This window comes from Oceanobacillus sp. FSL W7-1304 (assembly GCF_037969805.1).
In the GTDB taxonomy this organism is placed as follows: Bacteria; Bacillota; Bacilli; order Bacillales; family Amphibacillaceae; genus Oceanobacillus; species Oceanobacillus profundus.
In genome coordinates, this window is the sequence record NZ_CP150211.1 from 3,473,720 (window position 1) to 3,492,148 (window position 18,429).

18 protein-coding genes are annotated in these 18,429 nt (G+C 38.5%); all 18 read left to right on the forward strand.

The window, feature by feature from the left end:
- The first annotated feature begins 14 nt into the window (after positions 1-14).
- The 18 genes from NYE61_RS17285 to NYE61_RS17370 all read left to right on the forward strand — a co-directional run bounded on the left by NYE61_RS17285 (position 15) and on the right by NYE61_RS17370 (position 18,152).
- Entirely contained in the window at positions 15-653 is a 639-nt protein-coding gene (locus NYE61_RS17285; RefSeq protein WP_095308060.1) for a bifunctional 4-hydroxy-2-oxoglutarate aldolase/2-dehydro-3-deoxy-phosphogluconate aldolase, read from the forward strand.
- A gap of 29 nt (positions 654-682) precedes the next feature.
- The gene (locus NYE61_RS17290) at positions 683-1,708 is read left to right on the forward strand and encodes a TRAP transporter substrate-binding protein (RefSeq protein WP_251661134.1); all 1,026 of its coding nucleotides are present in this window, start codon (positions 683-685) and stop codon (positions 1,706-1,708) included.
- Between the two features lie 21 nt (positions 1,709-1,729).
- Positions 1,730-2,215 (forward strand): TRAP transporter small permease, encoded by a 486-nt coding sequence (locus NYE61_RS17295; RefSeq protein ID WP_303449855.1) that lies wholly within the window; start codon positions 1,730-1,732, stop codon positions 2,213-2,215.
- Positions 2,215-3,501, forward strand: a complete 1,287-nt coding sequence (locus NYE61_RS17300) for a TRAP transporter large permease (RefSeq protein ID WP_095308065.1) — start codon at positions 2,215-2,217, stop codon at positions 3,499-3,501. The genes NYE61_RS17295 and NYE61_RS17300 overlap by 1 nt, the downstream gene beginning before the upstream one ends.
- Positions 3,502-3,530: 29 nt before the next feature.
- Entirely contained in the window at positions 3,531-4,199 is a 669-nt protein-coding gene (gene rpiA, locus NYE61_RS17305) for a ribose-5-phosphate isomerase RpiA (protein WP_095308067.1), read from the forward strand.
- A gap of 23 nt (positions 4,200-4,222) precedes the next feature.
- Complete coding sequence (locus NYE61_RS17310) at positions 4,223-5,173, forward strand: sugar kinase (RefSeq protein WP_303449853.1); 951 nt, start codon at positions 4,223-4,225, stop codon at positions 5,171-5,173.
- Positions 5,174-5,189: 16 nt separating this feature from the next.
- Entirely contained in the window at positions 5,190-5,810 is a 621-nt protein-coding gene (gene hxlA / locus NYE61_RS17315) for a 3-hexulose-6-phosphate synthase (RefSeq protein WP_251661127.1), read from the forward strand.
- A gap of 344 nt (positions 5,811-6,154) precedes the next feature.
- Positions 6,155-6,796 (forward strand): GntR family transcriptional regulator, encoded by a 642-nt coding sequence (locus NYE61_RS17320; protein ID WP_158586192.1) that lies wholly within the window; start codon positions 6,155-6,157, stop codon positions 6,794-6,796.
- Positions 6,797-6,993: 197 nt separating this feature from the next.
- On the forward strand, positions 6,994-7,398 hold the full coding sequence (locus NYE61_RS17325; protein WP_095308127.1) for a thioesterase: 405 nt from the start codon (positions 6,994-6,996) through the stop codon (positions 7,396-7,398).
- 15 nt (positions 7,399-7,413) lie between these two features.
- A complete protein-coding gene (locus NYE61_RS17330) occupies positions 7,414-8,553 on the forward strand; it encodes an amino acid dehydrogenase (protein ID WP_187393114.1) in 1,140 nt (379 codons plus the stop codon).
- Positions 8,554-8,644: 91 nt separating this feature from the next.
- Positions 8,645-9,721: a pyruvate dehydrogenase (acetyl-transferring) E1 component subunit alpha gene (gene pdhA / locus NYE61_RS17335; RefSeq protein WP_251661123.1), complete on the forward strand. Its 1,077-nt coding sequence runs from the start codon at positions 8,645-8,647 to the stop codon at positions 9,719-9,721.
- Between the two features lies 1 nt (position 9,722).
- Entirely contained in the window at positions 9,723-10,718 is a 996-nt protein-coding gene (locus NYE61_RS17340; RefSeq protein WP_095308077.1) for an alpha-ketoacid dehydrogenase subunit beta, read from the forward strand.
- A 14-nt stretch (positions 10,719-10,732) separates the two neighbouring features.
- Complete coding sequence (locus tag NYE61_RS17345) at positions 10,733-12,004, forward strand: dihydrolipoamide acetyltransferase family protein (protein ID WP_251661121.1); 1,272 nt, start codon at positions 10,733-10,735, stop codon at positions 12,002-12,004.
- Between the two features lie 33 nt (positions 12,005-12,037).
- Positions 12,038-13,474 carry a Na+/H+ antiporter NhaC gene (gene nhaC, locus NYE61_RS17350; protein WP_303449845.1) on the forward strand — a complete coding sequence of 479 codons (1,437 nt, stop codon included), beginning with the start codon at positions 12,038-12,040 and terminating at the stop codon, positions 13,472-13,474.
- Positions 13,475-13,705: 231 nt separating this feature from the next.
- Complete coding sequence (locus NYE61_RS17355; protein WP_303449843.1) at positions 13,706-14,365, forward strand: GntR family transcriptional regulator; 660 nt, start codon at positions 13,706-13,708, stop codon at positions 14,363-14,365.
- A gap of 12 nt (positions 14,366-14,377) precedes the next feature.
- Complete coding sequence (locus NYE61_RS17360) at positions 14,378-15,298, forward strand: hydroxymethylglutaryl-CoA lyase (RefSeq protein ID WP_095308087.1); 921 nt, start codon at positions 14,378-14,380, stop codon at positions 15,296-15,298.
- A gap of 68 nt (positions 15,299-15,366) precedes the next feature.
- Positions 15,367-16,524 (forward strand): CoA transferase, encoded by a 1,158-nt coding sequence (locus tag NYE61_RS17365; protein ID WP_303449840.1) that lies wholly within the window; start codon positions 15,367-15,369, stop codon positions 16,522-16,524.
- A gap of 323 nt (positions 16,525-16,847) precedes the next feature.
- Positions 16,848-18,152 carry a citrate:proton symporter gene (locus NYE61_RS17370; RefSeq protein WP_303449838.1) on the forward strand — a complete coding sequence of 435 codons (1,305 nt, stop codon included), beginning with the start codon at positions 16,848-16,850 and terminating at the stop codon, positions 18,150-18,152.
- Positions 18,153-18,429 lie beyond the last annotated feature (277 nt).

Consider the following 18,429-nt stretch of genomic DNA (forward strand, 5'->3'; position numbering starts at 1 on the left):
GGGAGTGTTCGTAAATGAATTTAGTAGAACAAATTCAGCAACATAAAATAGTAGCTGTTATTCGAAAAGCAGATGTGAACAACATTGTTCCGATTCTTAATGCTTTATACGAAGGGGGGGTCTACTCAGTCGAGATTACTGCAGAAACTCCAAATGTTTTGCAAGTAATTGATACCGCTGTCAAACAAGTAGGGGATAAAATAAATATCGGTGCTGGAACAGTACTTGATCCAGAAACAGCAAGATCTGTCATTATGGCGGGAGCGAAATTTATCGTATCCCCAACACTGAATCTCGAAACGTTAAAGTTAACAAATCGCTATGGAATTTTAAATATACCTGGAGTCCTGACGCCAACAGAAATTTTGACCGCTTATGAAAGCGGTGCCCAAATGGTTAAAATTTTCCCGGCAGATGCATTCGGACCAAATTATGTAAAAAATATCCTCGGTCCATTACCGCATGTGAAGGCAATGGTTACTGGTGGAATTACACTTGAAAACATAAATGAATACCTTTCCAAAGGAAGTACAGCAGTTGGAATTGGAAGCAATCTTGTAAATGCAAAACAACTAAAGACAGATGAAGATTACCTTCATTTAATACAAACGGCAAGAGCGTATGTAGAAAAGGTAAATGAGCTTGAAAGATAAATATCAATATTTATAAGGAGGCTTATCACATGAAAAATCGTAACTATACTTTTATTATGATTATTTTTATATCCATTGCTGCTCTATTGGCTGGCTGTAATACGGATGACGTAGAGGCAGAGGACGATGGAAAAATTAAATTGATTACAGCTCATAATCAGACATCGCCTGATAATCCATACCAGGTCGGTTTGCTGAAGTTTAAAGAAGTTGTTGAAGAAAAATCAGATGGGAAAATTGAGGTAGAAGTGCATGCCGGTACAATTGGTACGGAAGAATCACAGCTAATTGAAAAGCTGCAGCTCGGGGCGGCTGACCTTGTTGTTGTTTCACCAGGTCTAATGACACAAACGGGAATTCGAGAAGTGGATATTTTTTCTGCCCCATATTTGTTTAATAGCTATGATCACTGGTTAAGAGCAGTAGATGGAGAAGTTGGAGAAGAGATGGCAGCTATCATTAATGAAAAATCCAATAACTCTTTTAAACTATTAGGCTATTGGTCAGCGGGGGTTAGACATTTCTATGGAAAAGTTCCTTTGGAATCCGTAGATGATTTGAAGGGAGTTTCTCTAAGAACGCAAACATCTGGAGTTATATCTGATTTCTGGCAGAAGACTGGTGCAATTCCTTCATCTATCTCATGGGGCGAGTTGTATCAAGGCTTGCAGCAGGATGTTGTTGACTCTTCCGAAAACGCTTACCCATTTTTTGTGCAACAAGCACATCACACTACTTCCAATGGTAAGTATATAACGGAAACAGCTCATGATTATACAACAAGACTTGTCTTATTCAATGGTGAAAAATTTGATAACTTCCCAGAAGAATATCAAGAAATTATTTTAGATGCAGCTGAACAATCTGTAGTTGCTGAACGTGAAGCAACGAATGCACAGGATATTGAATATAAGGAAAAGGCCATAGATGATGGAGCAATCATCAATGAGATTGATAGAGAACCATTTATTGAAATTGCCCGGCCAATCTTGGATGACTTTGTAAAAGAAATTGAAGCGGAAGAATTACTGCAAAAGATAAGAGAACTAGAGTAAATAATCGAAGGAGGTCCTATCATGAAACGTTTCGTAAACGTACTTGAAAAAGTACAGATTATCACCGGTGTCACATTTCTATGTATATTCTTTCTCATCATTATGCTGCAAATCGTAACCAGACACCTTGGTATATCCGTTATTTGGACAGAAGAGGTAGCGAATTATTCCTTTATTTGGGGAATCTTTATGGGTGCTGCAGTAATGGTGAATCGCAGAGAACATTTTAATTTTGATTTCTTAATCCGAAAATTGAACGGAAAAAAAAGAATGTCCTTAAGTATATTCAATGATTTAGTTCTAATTGTTTTTAATAGTTGTATATTATTGCTCGGTTTGCAAGTTGTAACAGAATTTTGGAATTATACATGGGCAACGATACCAGAAATGAAGATGGGATATGTTTGGATTGCTATTCCATTAATGGCAGGAACGATGATTATTTATTCCGTGTCCCACCTAATTGATCATGTCCAGGCAGCTAAAGTGAAGGAGGTAAGTGAGTGATGGGATTTTTATTAATTGGTTTATTTCTTGTGTTAATGCTCATCGGTGTTCCAATAGCGTTTGTTATCGGGATAGTCGCATTGCTCGGTATTTTTGGAATCCCTTACACACCTGAAGCTACCGTGCCAATGTCCATGGTTAATGGACTGGATTCATTTGTGCTGCTTGCGGTTCCATTGTTTATATTAGCTGCAAATTTAATGAACTCCGGTAAAATCTCTGAAAAACTGATCAATCTTGCTTTAGCAATTGTTGGACCAATTCGTGGAGGACTTGCACATGCCAATATCCTTGTATCCATGATGTTTGCCGGTGTTTCTGGTGCAGCACAGGCAGACACCGCTGGGGTTGGAAAAATACTGATTCCGAGTATGCTCCGAAAAGGCTATGATAAGGAAACGGCCGTTGGGGTAACGGCAGCATCATCAACAGTTGGAGTGGTTATACCGCCAAGTATCCCAATGATTATTTTTGCAGGTCTGACCAATGCATCAATTGGAGCATTGTTCCTTGGTGGAATCATACCAGGAATCCTAATTGGCTTAGGAATGATGGTTTTCGTTTACTTCATGGCAATTAAACGGAATTACCCAAGGGATGCGCGTGTTGAGGTTAAGAAATTTATGAAATTATTGGTGGAGGCTATTCCAGCACTGCTCACTCCGATCATTATTATTGGAGGGATTATTACAGGCTTCTTTACTGCTACAGAAGCTGCGGCAGTTGCTTCATTATATACACTGCTTGTATGTATGTTTTACTATAAAACATTACGCGTAAAAGATTTACCAGGTATTTTAATGGATACCCTTGCATTAAGCTCCTTATCCTTGTTTGCCCTAGCAGCAGCAAGTGCGCTTGGAGAATTAATGAGTTATTACCAGCTCGGAACGCTTGCACAGGAGTTCTTTACGAATAATGTTGGAACAGAGTGGTTATTTATTATCATCGTGATTGCATTTTTCTTGTTTGTTGGGACGTTTATGGATGCGATTCCAGCAATGATTTTATTTGTACCTGTCATTCTTCCGACAGCATTGCAGTTTGGAATTGAGCCCGTTCATTTGGGATTGATTGTCGTTATTACATTGGCAATTGGATTGATTACACCACCATATGGGCTATGTTTATTGCTTGCTGCGAAGATTGGGAACATGTCCATTGAAAGGTCGTTTATAGCAGTAATCCCGTACATTGCAATTATTTTGGTCGTGTTGCTGTTTGTTGCCTTCTTCCCGGAAATCGCATTTTTTATACCGAAAATGATTAATCCTGGATTATTTTAGCAAAAGTTAAAACCCTGTTAGGAGAGATAATGATGGAAGATAAACAGATGGCTGCTGAAGCATCTATACAATATATAAAAGATGGGATGACGGTCGGACTCGGTTCCGGCTCCACCGTCAATTTCATGCTTGAAAAGCTTGCTGAACGTATTAAAGAAGGACTTACAATCAAAGGTATACCTTCTTCGTTAAAAACAGAACGATTTGCGAAACAATTAGGAATTCCACTGACTGATTTTTCTAATACGACAAAGATTGATATCGCAATTGACGGAGCTGATGAAGTGGATCCGAACCTCCACCTTTTAAAAGGTGGTGGCGGGTCACTTGTCAGAGAAAAAATTGTTGATCAAGCAGCTGATAGGCTTATTATTATTGTGGATTCATCAAAGACTGTATCTAAATTAGGAGACTCCCCCCTCCCAGTTGAAGTATTGCCATTTGGGTTTGAGGTGACAACAGAACAAATCGCCGCATTTGGATGTACTCCAGTATTGAGAAAAAGAGATGGTCAACCATTCGTATCCGATAACGGAAATTATATTGTAGATTGTAAGTTTGCCAGTATTGAAGATCCACAAGCACTGCATGAGAAATTGAAACAGATCACAGGAGTCGTCGAAACAGGTTTGTTTCCACAAATGGCTCATAATGTGATCATTGCAAGAGAAGGAAGGATTGACATTTTAGAAAGGTAAATGTCAAGAGGAGGCAGCTAAAAATGAATGATGTGATTACAATTGGTGAAGCAATGATTGCATTTAGCCCGCAATCAACAGGACCAATGAAGTACGTAAATATGTTTGAGAAAAAGGTTGGTGGAGCAGAGCTGAACCTAGCAATCGGCTGCTCGCGCTTAGGACTGAAAGCTGGTTATATTAGCAGATTAGGCAATGATGAATTTGGCAAATATATTTATAATTTTGCCCGTGGCGAAGGAATAGATATGTCACAGGTCAAATTAGTGGATGGATATCCCACATCGTTAAATTTTAAAGAAATTGTGGAAGATGGAAATGTCCGAACGTTTTATTATCGTGATAAATCTCCAACATTAGCAATGCATCCGGAAGATTTAGATGAAGGCTATTTTGAAGAGGCAAAGATCCTCCATATAACAGGGATTTATCCGGCAATTGGTGAAATTCATATTGACGTTATCCATAAAGCAATCGAACTAGCGAAGAAAAACAATCTATTAATTTCTTTTGATCCAAATATAAGACTTCGGATGTGGAGCAAGGAAGAAGCAAGTCGTGTGTTAGCGGAAATCCTCCCCCATGTTGACATCTTGTTAGCAGGGGATGAAGAGATGGATATTATTATTGGTGAAAAGGATCCCAAAGCAATTATTGAAAAGACGAAGGAGATGGGAATTTCCTATATAGCTGTAAAGCAAGGTGAAAATGGATCTGTCGGCTATTACAATGAGGAAATTGTGGAAGCACCTCCTGTTAAAGCGAACAAGGTTGCTGATACGGTAGGAGCTGGAGATGGATTCAATGCGGGTGTGCTTTATGGAATCCTGAATAAGTGGCCGCTTGAAAAAACATTACAGTTTGCAAATACGATCGGTTCGATGGTTGTCAGTGTTGTTGGCGATAATGAAGGACTGCCATATTATGAAGATGTTCAAGGCAAACTCGGTGAAATTGAACGTATCGAGCGATAGAAATGGGGTACAAATAATGAAACTGCAATTAGCATTGGACAGACTTACTGAACATGAATGTTTTCGTCTGGTAGAAGAAGTAGAGGAATATATTGATATTATCGAAATAGGGACGGGTGTTATCAAAGAATATGGCATGGCGATTGTAAAGGAAATGCGAGCGCGTTATCCAGATAAGCTGATTCTTTCCGATATGAAAACATGTGATGCGGGCAGGCATGAAGCATACCAGGCCTTTAAAGCGGGCTCAGATATAATGACAGTTATGGCATTAGCTTCTGACTTAACGATAAAAGATACGCTGCAGGCAGGTGAAGAGATGGGGACTCAGGTAATGGTTGATTTGCTCGAAGTACGTTCAAAGGACCGAATTACAGAGCTTGAACAGCTGGGTGTAAGTCTCGTTAGCCTCCATGTTGGAAAAGACAAGCAATCAGAAGGCGGTTTTACAACTGATTTGTTTTCTCTAGTAAAGGAATCGTCTTTTAAAATAGCGGTTGCAGGGGGGATCAATTTGGAATCATTGTCTGAAATTGTTCAAGAGGAACCAGATATCATTATTGTTGGAAGTGCGATAACAGCGGCAGCTCATCCGAAAATTGTAGCTAAAGAAATGAAAAGGCTAATCAGTCGGTGAAATTTAATAGAAAAGCTAGTTTGCTATTATCCAAGAAAAGCTAGTTCGCTACACCATTTTAACACTGGATGTGGAGAGGGAAATTAAAATCTCGAATCGGGGAATCGATAGATAAAATGTGAAAAAATGGGCTACTGAGAATGTAGCTCATTTTTGGTGATTTATAGAATACAATCACGTAGCGTCTGTAATTCCAGTAGTCCTCAAATTTTTATCATAAACTGATAATGTGTACATCCAACTTCTATCCGTCCAGCATATTTTTGTGCTATATTAGTAGACGTAAACACTTACAATTAACTATTTTATATATGCAGAGTAGTTTAGCAGAAGGAGCTGTTACGATGGGTAAAATTATTAAGTCAGAATCCTTGCATTTACAAGCCTATCATTTGATTAAAGAAGCAATTATGGAAGGAAATTTAAAGCCTGCTGAACGTGTCGTAGAAGCTAAGGTCGCAAGTACGTTAGGGACTAGCAGGGGAACCGTAAGAGAAGCGATTCGTATGTTAACGCAGGATGGCTTACTAATATATAATGATGGGTTCGTAAAGGTGTATGAGCCAACAGTTGACGATGTTGTAGATATATTTCAGTGCAGGGAAAGTCTGGAAGTGTTAGCGATCCGTCTTGCTATTAAGAATCTGACCGATGAAGTGAAGGAAAGTTTAGCTCATAATTTACAGGAAACGAAAAAAGTGAAACCGGATTCTCCAGAACTTGGTCAGCTGGATCAGCAATTCCATACAATTATTACCGAAGCATCTAACAACGGCCAACTGATTAATTTGCTTGAAGTTATTAAAGTAAAAACGCATTATATGCGAAAGAGTATGGTCGGAGGATCGTTTTACCCTTCTTTTATTGAAGACCATGAACAAATTTATGAATGGATGCTTAACGGGAATGAAGAAGAAGCAGCCAATCTAATGAGTGTCCATATTAAAAAGGCTCTGGAAGGTGTCTTGATGCATATCAAATCTTAATCCAATCAAAAATGGATTAAGATTTTTTATTTTATTATTTATTTTTGGTTGACAGTTAACTGTCGGGTGAATATAATTGGAAATGTAATATTTTGAAAATAATAAAGATGGTAAAAAGTTAGATGTTTTTTAACCTTATATGGACTTATTCAAACAAATATGCTGTCATTCAAGGCTTTGGGGAAAGGGTGAAAGAAATGAAGGAAGGATTGAAAGTTGGGGATTGGGCCGTTCTTGAAATAGTAGTGACGGAAGATATGTTTGCACAATTTGGCGACGAATTAGTACATCCCGCTTATTCCACCGCTTCCATGGTCTATCATATGGAATGGGTATCAAGAGATCTGTTGCTTCCCTATCTGGGGGGACAAGAAGAAAGTGCAGGAGCAGCTGTAAAACTCAAGCATATCGCCCCATCAGCACTAGGTACGAAAGTTAAGATGGAAGCTGTTGTAACAAGTATTACCGAAAAACAAGTGATAACAAAGGTTATTGCTAAAAATGAAAACGGTATCATTGGTGAAGGGGAAGTAAAGCAGGCAATTCTGCCAAAAAATACGATGCAAAGCAAATTAAATGAACAATTGCAGTTAAACAAATAAATGGAGGTAGTCTTCTTGAAACAGCTTGAAATAGTCAAACCAATAGAGAAAAATACATTTGAAACAATAGCAAATCATGAACAAGTGATGTTCTGTAATGATCCGGCAACGGGACTTCAAGCAATTATAGCCATTCATGATACGACACTCGGTCCTGCATTGGGCGGAACAAGGATGTATCCATATGAAAGTGTTGATGAGGCACTGGAGGATGTTCTCCGATTGTCAGAAGGAATGACCTATAAGTGTGCAGCATCTGGTCTTGATTTTGGTGGAGGAAAGGCGGTCATTATTGGTGATCCCAAAAAAGATAAATCCCCTGCACTATTCCGCGCATTCGGACAATTTGTTGATTCTTTGAACGGACGTTTTTATACAGGTACAGATATGGGAACAACAACCGATGATTTTGTGGAGGCATATAAGGAAACCAATTTTATTAACGGAATTCCAGAAGCTTATGGAGGCAGCGGAGATTCTTCTATTTCCACCGCACGTGGAGTGATTCATGCCTTAGAGGCAACCAATGAATACTTATTTAAAAATAACGATTTAGGAACCAGAACATATGCCATTCAGGGATTAGGAAAAGTCGGTTATAAGGTGGCCGAACAATTACTGGAAGCTGGAGCGCAAATCTATGTCACGGACCTTAATCAAGATGTGTTGAGACAGATTAAAACAAAAGCAAAAGATACAAACGGTGAAATCCATGAGGTAGAGAGTAACGCTATTTATAGTACGAATGCAGATATCTTTATTCCTTGTGCAATGGGGGCAATCATTAATGACCAAACCATTGGTCAGCTAAAAGTAAGAGCGATTGTTGGTTCAGCGAACAATCAGCTCCAAACTCTAAATCACGCAAAAACACTTCACGAAAAAGGAATTTTATATGCCCCGGATTATATTGTTAATGCCGGAGGACTAATTCAGGTTGCGGATGAATTATATGGTCCGAATTCTAAACGAGTACTTGTAAAGACAAAAGCAATTTACCGTTCGCTTTATGATATTTATCAGCAAGCAGAAATGGATGCGATTACAACAGTAGAAGCAGCAAATAGAAAAGTACGCAGCGTATTGGATGAACAGCGAAATCGAAACAATTTTTATTCTCGCAAGCGTAGACCGAAATGGAATATAAGAGAATAAATATTTAATTTTATATAAATAATCTAAAACCCTATGTGAACGAAAAGCTTACTTATAGAATCTAAAAATAAGAGTCAAAGAGGTGATGGACATGAAAAGAGACATCCAGGAAGAATTTCCAATGGTGCAAATCATGGACCAAAATGGAGAACTAATAGATAAATCATATCTTAATCAAATTGATCATGCATTAGCACAGCAATTTTACCGACAGCTAATCTGTATGCGGGCATTTGACCAAAAGGCAATTAACCTGCAGCGCCAGGGCAGGCTCGGTACTTACCCAGGCTTTGAAGGGCAGGAAGCAGCACAGGTGGGAAGTGCTCTAGCACTCGATGAAGATGATTGGATGTTGCCAACATATCGAGATCATGCGGCAAGTATTAGCTTTGGAAAATCTTATACTATTTTATCTTCATGGAATGGACGAGTGGAAGGGAATCTTCCACCTAAAGGAAAAAATATATTACCACCTTCTGTTCCAATCGCAACACAGCTGCCACTTGCAGCTGGAATAGCGATGGCAAATAAATATAAAAATTCTTCACAAGCTGTTATTGCTTATTTTGGAGATGGCGCAACTTCAGAAGGTGATTTTCATGAAGGATTAAACTTTGCTAGTGTATTTCAAGCACCTGTTGTCTTCTTTAATCAGAATAATCAATATGCCATTTCGACTCCAATCTGGAGACAAATGAATTCCAAGACGATTGCTCAGAAGTCAATTGCCTATGAAATCCCAGGTATTCGAATTGATGGGAATGACATTTTTGCAGCTTATTTTGAAACAAAAAAAGCATTAGAACGAGCGAGAAATGGGGAAGGACCAAGTTTAATTGAAGCCGTAACATGGAGGTATGGTGCCCATACCACTGCAGATGATCCGACGAAGTATCGTAATCAAAAAGAAGAAAATGAAAAACACCGTCAAAATGATCCGGTTACAAGATTAGAATTATTTATGAAAGCGCACGGTTATTGGGATGAAACAGTCGTAGAACAGTTAAAAGAGGAAGTAAAGGAAGAAATTGATAGGGCAGTAAAAGAGTTGGAGACGATGCCACCAGCGGATGTGAATGATATTTATGATTACATGTTCGAAAAACCGACATGGACGATTGAACAGCAAAAGGAAGAATATATGAACCATTTGCGAGGGGTGAGATGAGATGATAACGATAGCGAAAACGAAACAATTGACGCTTATTCAAGCTATCACTGATGGAATGCGTACCATGCTTAACGAAAAAGAAGAAGTCGTGGTATTAGGGGAAGATGTTGGAAAAAATGGCGGTGTCTTTCGGGCAACGGATGGCTTGCAGGAAGAGTTTGGAGAAAAGAGGGTTTTTGATACACCATTGAGTGAAGCAGGAATCATCGGATCCTCGATTGGGATGGCAATAAACGGACTGTTGCCAGTAGCAGAAATTCAGTTTTTAGGTTTTATTTACCCTGCATACGAACAAATTATGACACATGCGACGAGAATGCGCTACCGTACCAAAGGTGCCTTTACCGTACCACTTGTGATTCGTGCACCATATGGAGCAGGAGTACGTGCTCCAGAAATCCATTCGGATAGTATGGAAGCATTATTCACCCATATGCCAGGGATAAAAGTCGTTTGTCCATCTAATCCACATGATGCAAAAGGACTTCTTATTTCGGCAATAGAGGACCCAGATCCGGTACTATTTCTTGAGCCACTAAGATTATACCGTGCTGTCAGAGGAGACGTTCCAGAAGAAAAATATGAAATTGAAATTGGAAAAGGGAAGTATTTGCGAGAAGGAGACGATGCAACGGTGATTGCCTGGGGGGCAATGGTACCCGTTGCAATGAAGGCAGCCGAACAGGCAGCAGATAAAGGGATTAGCTGTGACGTCATTGATTTACGCACGTTGTATCCGATTGATAAAGCTATTATAGCCGAATCTGTGCAGAAAACCGGGCGCTGTGTCGTTGTTCATGAAGCTCCAGCAACCGGGGGATTAGGAAATGACATTATTTCGATTGTAAATGATACTTCATTTTTATATATGAAATCACCAATTGAGCGTGTCACTGGTGCGGATGTTCATGTGCCTTTTTGGGCTCTGGAAGAACATAATATCCCGACACCAGCACGTGTAACGGATGCAATTTATAAAGTGATTCATTTTTAAAGGAGGTGGAGTGAATGGTAGAAGTAAAATTACATGATATTGGAGAAGGAATGACAGAAGGGGATGTACTAGCTTATTTTATTCAGGAAGGAGATCAAGTTGAGGAAGATCAGCCAATTGTAGAATTGCAGACAGAAAAAATGGTTGCCGAGTTAACAGCGCCAGCCAAAGGGGTTGTTAAAAAAATATATATTGCTGAGGGAACGACTATCCCTGTAGGAACAACGATTTTGACGATTGAAGCAGAGGGTTCTATTGAGAAAAAAGAGGCTGCAGAAACACAAAAAGAAGAATCAAATCATTCTATACAATTTGCAGCGAGTGATAATGCAAAAAAACAAACGAAACCCGAAAAAATAAACGGGCCAACACGAATAAAAGCAGCACCATTTACGAGGAAGATTGCGAGAGAACTTGATGTGGATATCGAATTTGTAGAAGGAACGGGGAAATCTGGACGTATTACCATAGAAGATGTTCAGCAGTTTGCTCAAAACAGAGAGAGCGCTGCAACAAAAGTCAAGCCTGCTGTTAAACAGTTAAAAAAGCAATTTTTTCAAGGGACAGCAGAAAAGCAGTCGGTCAGTGAAAAAGAGGAAACGGATATTATTCCGTTTAAAGGCAGGCGCAAACAAATCGCAAAAAAAATGACAACATCCATCTTTACGATCCCACATGTTCATCACATGGAAGAAATTGATATGACTGAGTTACTGCAGTTCAGAAAAGAGATTAAGCCTCATGCCGATGTATCTGTTGCAGCATTTTTTATTAAAGCGCTCACGATAGCATTGAGAGAACATCCAATCTTTAATGCCAAACTTGATGAGAAAAAAGAAGAAATCAGATTGGAAAAAGGGGTTCATATGGGCATTGCAACGGATACGGAAGAGGGGTTAATTGTTCCAGTCGTTAAAAATGCGGATAATAAGTCAATCCGCATTATTAACAAAGAAATGAAAGAACTGATGAAGAAAGCAAGAGAAAATAGACTGACACCGAAAGAAATGACCGGAAGCACCTTTACGATCAGCAATGTTGGACCAATGGGAAGTATCGGTGCAACGCCGATCATCAATTATCCAGAAGTCGCATTAATGGCTTTTCATAAAACGAAAAAAATGCCTGTTGTAAACGAAAATGATGAGATCGTTATCAGATCAATGATGAACGTGACGCTCACATTCGACCACCGTGTTACAGACGGAGGAAATGCAATAGCCTTTACGAATAGGTTCAAGGCATTGCTTGAAAAACCAAAACTGCTACTAGTAGAACTCAGTTAATCTAACAACAAATTAAAATGAAGGAGATTCATTATGTTCCGAATTAAATCTGAGCAAATGCCGTCGTTGCCTGAGGCTATCCTCGTAATCTCAGCTATCATCGCTATTATGAGTGTCAGTATTATCTATTTTGAAGCTCCTCCACATATACCTTTAACGATTTCATTGTTAATGTTAGTTATTTATGGAATCATTAAAAAGATCCCTTATGAAAAATTACAGGAAGGTTTTTCAGAAGGGGCTACATCTGGAATGGGGGCCGTTTTTCTTTTCTTTATGATTGGTATTTTAATAGCTGCATGGATTTATAGTGGAACTATTCCGACTTTGATTTATGCTGGATTCGAATTAGTGACACCACGTTTTTATTATGCCATTGTTTTAATCGTAACCTCTGTCGTTGGAATTTGTGTGGGGAGCTCTTTAACAACGGTGGCAACAGTCGGATTAGCTTTTATTGGTATATCCCAGGCTCTTGATATTTCACTGGCAATCACAGCCGGAGCAATTGTATCTGGTGCATTTTTCGGTGATAAGATGTCTCCGATTTCAGATACAACGAATATGGCTTCCAGTATTCTGAAGGTTGATTTGTTTGACCATATACGAAATATGATGTGGACAACAGTTCCGGCATTCCTGATTGGACTGGTGATTTTCGGAATTATATCACCGAGTATTTCAACTGTAAATTTCAGTGAAATGGAGTTATATCAGCAAGGGCTTTTGGGGACAGGGCTGATTCACTGGTATAATGCGGTCATTCCACTTGCTGTCTTAGTTATTTTCTCTATCTTCAAGGCCCCAGCATTATTATCGCTTACAGCTGGTGCAGTAAGTGCTATTCTTATATCATTTTTTCATGCTGTTCCTTCAATTGGTGGGCTGCTGGGAATATTATATGGAGGCTATGTGTCAGAGACAGGTATTGAACAAATCGATTCTTTACTGACACGGGGCGGAATGGAAAGTATGTTTTTTACGATTGCAATCATTTTGCTAGCATTAGGAATGGGAGGATTATTGTTTAAGTTAGGGATTGTCCCAAGACTATTTGAAGCCGTGGAAAGAATGTTACGATCTGCGAAGTCAGTAATCACTGGCTCTGCTCTCCATGCTATCGGAGTCAATGTGCTGGTAGGGGAACAATATCTATCTATTCTATTAACAACAGAAACGTTCCAGTCGCAATATCAAAAACTCGGTTTAGCAAATAAAAATCTATCAAGAGTTGCAGAGGACGCCGGAACCGTAGTTAATCCACTAGTTCCATGGAGTGTATGCGGTGTTTTTATAACAAGTGTTTTAGGAGTACCGACTCTAGCGTATTTGCCATTTGCTTTCTTTTGTTTGTTATGCCCAATACTGACGATAATTTTTGGAATTACTGGGAAAACGCTGACATATACGGAAGCTGCAGCAGTAAATCCTGTTCAGTTTGAATCAATTGAAGAAAGTAAGATGGGGTAATAGGTTTCAGGAAGATAATAAATAGAAGGGGGGAGCTGATGCTTCCTCCCATCTCTGCAAAGCACGCAAAAACTGGCTGAGTATTCAAAAAATATTGACTGTAGATTATTCCATGTTTATAATGAAACTCAACTTAATCTATACTGAGAAATATTATAAAATATAAGATTAATTTATAAATTTGCAGTTGATTGTATACACTAATTGAATTTTATGAAAAGGGTGAGGTAATTGACATTCATACTAGATACATCCAAGACACTTCAAGTTCAAGTGTATGAATATATGCACGACAAAATTGTAAATGGAAAACTGGGACCAGGGACACGAGTTGTGGAGCAACAAATTGCAGAAGAAACAGGGGTAAGCAGGAGTCCCATACGTGAGGCTATAAAGCAATTGAAAAGTGAGGGGCTTGTAGCAAGTCATCCCCGGGGTGGAGTGAGAGTTTTCAGACCTACAAGTGATGATTTTAAATATTTATATGAGTGTCGTTTAAGTTTAGAGCCTCTGGCTGCATCACTTGCAGCTGAACGCAGCAATAATATACAGTTAACAGAAATAAATGAACTGCTTAGGAAAATGAAGGACATTATGGAAGCAGAAGATTTTGAGCATATGAAGAAGTTAAGTAGAAATTTCCATGATTTAATCTTGGAATGCAGTGAAAATCCTTTTCTCATCAAAATGATGAATCAGCTTCATTCCTTGATTCTATTCTACCGAAACATTATTCTTACAAAAACAAGCAGAATGGTAGAAGGCTTCTTTGAACATGAAGCAATCTGCTTCGATATTTTAAACAGAGATGCTAAATCTGCAGAAAAACATATGAGAGACCATATTCAAAAGGATTATAATTATTACTTGGAACAATATGGATACAACTAAATGAATTGGTAAATGATTCATTTACTTCATTATCATAAATCAAAAGGAGTGGATTTACACGTGAATTTCCCTGAAAAAGTAAGCATTCGCGACGTTACGTTAAGAGACGGTCTTCAAAATGAATCCGTTTTTATTGGAGCAGAGAATAAGCTTGGTGGTTTAAATGAGATTATTGATGCTGGATTTAGACGTATTGAAGTTACTTCCTTTGTCCATCCAAAGTGGGTACCAGCCCTTAGCGATGCTGATGAGCTGGCGAAGAGACTTCCTAAAATTCCAGGTATTCAATACGATGCTTTGGTTCCAAATATAAAGGGTCTCGAACGGTTTTTGAAGACCAATATTGATACTGCGGTTTTCTTCCTTTCAGCCAGTACGAGACATAATGAAGCCAATTTGAATCGGACGACAAATGAATCGCTGGTACATGTAAGTGATTTAATAAGCAAAACAAGAAGTCATAACCGAAAAACAATGGGGGCAGTTGCCACTGCTTTTGTTTGTCCATATGCAGGAGAGGTTCCTTATCAAGAAGTTGAACGAATCGTTACGACAATGGTTGAAAATGGCGTGGATGAAGTTGGTTTGGGAGACACCATAGGAAAAGCAACACCAAAAATGATATATGAATATTGCAGTCGTATTAAAGACAAGTATCCTGACCTGACATTAAGTCTGCATCTTCATGACACTTATGGATATGCGCTCGCCAATATTATAGCAGGTATTCAATCAGGCGTTTATATCTATGATACAGCACAGGCAGGATTGGGCGGGTGTCCATATGCACCAGGAGCACCAGGGAATGTGCAGGCAAGTCAAGTAGTAAACTTTTTGGAAAGGCAGGGAATAGAGACTGGAATAGATATAGATAAGTTAAAAAATACGGATCAGATGTTTCAGGATATGGTAAAAAAGCAAACAAGTGTGTAATTTTTTGTATACAATATCTGAATATTAAGTATTCAATAAGTTTATCGAGTTAAGAGAGGATGGGCATAATGAAAAAACCACTAGAAGGAATTAAAGTATTAGAATTAGGAAACTTTGTAGCTGCTCCTTTTGTTGGAAAGATCTTTGGTGAATTTGGTGCTGAAGTAATAAAAGTAGAGGATCCAGGAAAAGGTGACTCTTTAAGAAACTGGCGAGTCATGCACCATGATACATCTGTATGGTGGTATGTGCATGCAAGAAATAAAAAATCCATTACGATTAACCTTCGTGAAGAAGCAGGACAGGAAATGATAAGGGAATTAGCAAAAGAGGTGGATGTGGTAATTGAAAATTTCCGCCCTGGTACACTTGAAAGGTGGGGAATCGGTTATGAAGATTTAAAACAAGTAAATCCAAGCATTATTATGACTCGAATATCCGGTTATGGTCAAACCGGTCCATATCGGGATAAAGTAGGATTTGGCAGTGTTGCAGAGTCAATGGGCGGCCTGCGTTATCTAACAGGTTTTCCTGATCGTCCACCAGTTCGTGTCGGTTTAGCTATTGGGGATTCTATCGCTGCTTTATACGCAGCACTTGGTACACTGATGGCACTTAGAGTCCGAGATAATGTACCATCAAGAAAAGGTCAATACGTTGATGTTGCACTTACTGAATCTGTTTTTTCTCTATTAGAGGGTGTGCTTCCTGAATATGACCTAAAAGGGATCATTCGAGAGAGAACTGGAGCTACGCTGGAAGGAATAGCACCATCGAATACGTATCTTTGTGGAGATGGGAAATATATCGTGATTGCAGCAAACAGTGACGGTATATTTAAACGTTTTGCGAATGCAATGGAACGTCCTGAACTTGCGGAAGACCCCGTGTACGCGAGTAATCAAGGCAGGGCAGAAAATGTTGATTATCTTGATAAGATTATAGAAGACTGGACAAAGCAGCATACTCAAAAAGAGGTACAGCAAATTCTTGATGAAGCCCGTGTACCAGTAGGACCAATTTATAGTATAGAAGACATCGTAAATGATGAACAATACCAGGCACGAGACATGCTACAAACAGTTGAATTGCCGGATGGGAAAAGTGTCAGAGTCCCGGGGGTTGTGCCAAAATTATCCGAAACACCTGGCGATATTGGAACTATTGGACCTGAATTAGGTGAAAATAACTCAGAATATCTACCGAAAATAAAAAGTAAGCAATAAACTTAAAAATTGCTATAAACAAATTATATGGATATTATTTTAGCTTAAGTGACAATGGGAGTGGTGGATATCGTTAGGCAAACCACCACTTCATTCAATTGACTTTTTTAAGAGGGTAAATTATAAGTCTATTACATTCAATCTAACTCTATTTTTTGGAATAATCCCAAATATCTATATATGAATTCGTTAATCTATTGATAATGGATGATTGATCACATGCTACTTGGATAATAACTTATTAATGAAAACAAAATAGTAATGAAGACTCTACTAAATTGTAAACGATTTCAATGTTTTTTTATAAAGGGGGAAGGGCAATTATGTTAGCTATTTTAGGTTTTCTGATGGTAATCACATTTTTGTATCTTATTATGTCAAAACGTGTGACACCTTTTACTGGCCTGATTATCGTACCGGTAATCTACGGGATTATTGGAGGCTTTGGTTTTCAACTGGGTCCGATGATGATGGATGGTGTTTTAAATACAGCACCAACAGCACTCCTAATCCTGTTTGCAATTCTATATTTCGGTATCATGATTGACACGGGATTGTTTGAGCCACTAACAAACAAGATTATAAAGATAGCAAAAGGTGATCCATTAAAAGTTATTGTAGGGACAGCTATATTAGCAGGTATAGTAGGCTTAGATGGTGATGGTTCCACTACGATTATTATAGTTGTGAGCGCCTTTCTTCCAATTTATATAAGACTGGGGATAAAACCTATTATTTTAGCATCTATAACGGTATTGCAAATTGGTATTACAACACTAGTTCCTTGGGGTGGCCCTGTCGGTCGGGTTGCAAGTGTTTTGAACTTAGATCCTACAAGTCTATTTAGGACAATGGTACCTGGGATGATTGTTAGCATGATATATATTGTTTTGGTTGCATATATTATTGGCCGGAAAGAAAGGGCTCGACTCGGAATACACAAACCTTATTTGAACATGAACGATCAAACCGAAAGTATGATGTCTGCTGCTGTAGAAAATGTGGTAATAAAGCGTCCCAAACTAAGATGGCTAAATTTTATTCTAACGATTGTTATCATGGCAGCATTGCTTTTGGAATGGCTGCCACCAGTAGTGTTATTTATTCTTGGGACTGCTATCGCATTATTAATAAACTATCCATCGATTATTGATCAACGCGAAAGAGTTCAAAAACATGCTCCCAATGCATTATCTGTTACGAGTATCATGCTTGCTGCCGGGGTTTTTGCCGGTATATTGAAAGAAACACAAATGTCCGCAGCTATGGCGCAGAGTTTAATCACTATAATCCCAGACGGAATTGGATCCTTTCTTCCAATTGTAATTGCTGTTCTTAGTATTCCCGGACTCTTTTTAATAGGCCCCGATGCTTTTTATTTTGGCATTATTCCTGTAATAGCGGAGACTGCTTCCATATATGGGGTTAGTGAAATGGAGATTGCTATTGCATCGTTATACGGAACCTCTTTTGGTTTCATTGGTCCGCTGGTTGGAGCAATGTACTTGTTAACAGAGATGACAAAGGTTAATTTAGGGGATGTCCAAAAATATGCTGCTAAGTGGGCAATAGGTGTTTTTCTGATATATATTATTATAGGAATATCTTTAGGCCATGTTTTATTTTAAGTTTATGCCAAAAATTGGTGTGAAATAGGATGCTCTGTTTCCTGAAAATTCTTAAATACTATTAAACAAATCTGTTTATTACAGTATTATTGAAAAAAGAAGAATGATAGTTTTTTCCTTTTTTATAAAGTATTTGAGTTTTGTAGCATTAAAACAAGCGTTAAAATCTACATTCCGGATTGAAGTCATTTGTTGTTCTTCGAGGTTTGATTATGGCCAAAGAGCCTCGACTGAGACATTTATTTATGGTCAATTTCTTTATATTACTTCAAATCTG